Raw genomic sequence first — 1,653 nt, 5'->3', positions numbered from 1 at the left:
CCTGACTTGCACAGGTTCGCGGCTGGTTGCTGTGTTACTGCAGGTCAGCGGGATGGGCGAGGTGGTATCGGGGCACTAATCGGTAGCCTGGGTGGGTGTCGGGGTTCATCCGGAAGGTGAAGACGGCCTCGGGCGCGACCGCGGTGCAGATCGTGGAGAAACGCTCTGGGGTCCGTCGGATCGTGGAGCACGTGGGCTCGGCGCACGATGACCTCGAGCTCGCGGTGCTGGTTCAGGTCGCCCGGGAGCGGTTGTTTGCCGGGCAGCAGGTCCTGGATCTGGGCCTGGACCTCCCGCGGGCCGGCGACGTGCCCGCGGGCACCGACCGAAGCGGGCAGGCCGTAGTGACGGCCACAGCCTCGCAGGTGCTCTGGCAGGTCCTGACCGAGGCCTATGCCCGGTTGGGGTTCGAGGCCCTGGGCGATGACGCGTTCGCCGCGATGGTCCTGGCGCGGTGCGTGGAGCCGGCCTCGAAGCTGGCCACGATCGAGATCCTGAACGATCTGGGGGTCCGCGCACCGCACCGCAACACTTTGTCCGCCTCGCTCAAGCGCGCCACGGCCCGGGACTACCGAGACACCTTGGCCAAGGCGGCCAGGGCGTACTCGCTGGCCAGCGCGGGCACGTCGGCGCTGATCCTCTACGACGTCACGACCTTGCACTTCGAGAACGGCGAGGAAGACGACCTGCGCCGGGTCGGTATGAGCAAAGAGCACCGGGTCGATCCCCAGATCCAGGTCGGGCTCCTGGTCGATCCGGGCGGGTTCCCCCTGGAGATGCACGTCTTCGAGGGGAACAAGGCCGAGACCACGACCTTGATCCCCGTGCTGAGTGCGTTCAGCGAACGGCACGACGTCAGCGACCTGGTCGTGGTCGCCGATGCCGGGATGCTCTCGGCGGGCAACCTCAACGCCATCGAGGACGCCGGGTTCGGCTTCATCGTCGGCTCGAGGATCACCAAGGCCCCCTACGACCTGGCCGAGCACTTCGCCCGGCACGGGAACTACTTCACCGACGGGCAGGTCCTGGAATCGACCCGCCAGATGGGCACCGGCACGGCCGCCAGATCCAGGCGAGTGGTCTACCAGTGGAAGTTCAAGCGCGAGCAGCACGACAACAGGGCGATCAACGCGATGGTGACCAAAGCCGAGAACGTCGCCGACGGTTCACGACCGATGCGCCGCGACCGGTTCGTGAAGATCACAGACGCGACCAAGGGCGTGGACTGGGCGCTGGTCGAACGCGCCCGCCAACTCGCCGGCCTCAAGGGCTACGTCACCAACCTGCCGACCACCACGATGGACGGCGCAGCGGTCATCGCGGCCTACCACGACCTGTGGAAGGTCGAGCAGTCGTTCCGGATGACCAAGTCCGACCTGCGCGCCCGGCCCGTGTTCCACCACCAGCGCGACGCGATCGAGGCGCACCTGACCGTCGTGTTCGCCGCCCTGGCCGTGGCCCGCCACCTGCAAGACGCCACCGACACCACGATCAAGAAGCTCGTACGAACCCTGCGACCACTACGCACCGTGACCATCGCGATCGGCCCGCACACCCTCACCGCAGAACCCCAGATCAACCCCGAGGCCCGCAAGATCCTCGACCGACTACCACCGATCAACGGACCGGGTCACTAAACCTGTGCAACTCAGG

1 protein-coding gene is annotated in these 1,653 nt (G+C 67.3%); it reads left to right on the top strand.

Translation table 11 applies throughout. From position 1 onward, the window contains the following. The first annotated feature begins 95 nt into the window (after positions 1 to 95). Entirely contained in the window at positions 96 to 1,637 is a 1,542-nt protein-coding gene (locus tag Cph01nite_RS18885; protein ID WP_203676590.1) for an IS1634 family transposase, read from the top strand. The last annotated feature ends 16 nt before the right edge of the window (positions 1,638 to 1,653 follow it).

This window comes from Cellulomonas phragmiteti, from assembly GCF_016862775.1.
Classification (GTDB): domain Bacteria; phylum Actinomycetota; class Actinomycetes; order Actinomycetales; family Cellulomonadaceae; genus Cellulomonas; species Cellulomonas phragmiteti.
The sequence above is the reverse complement of the archived record's forward strand: the minus strand, read 5'-3'. Positions and strand labels throughout refer to the sequence as shown.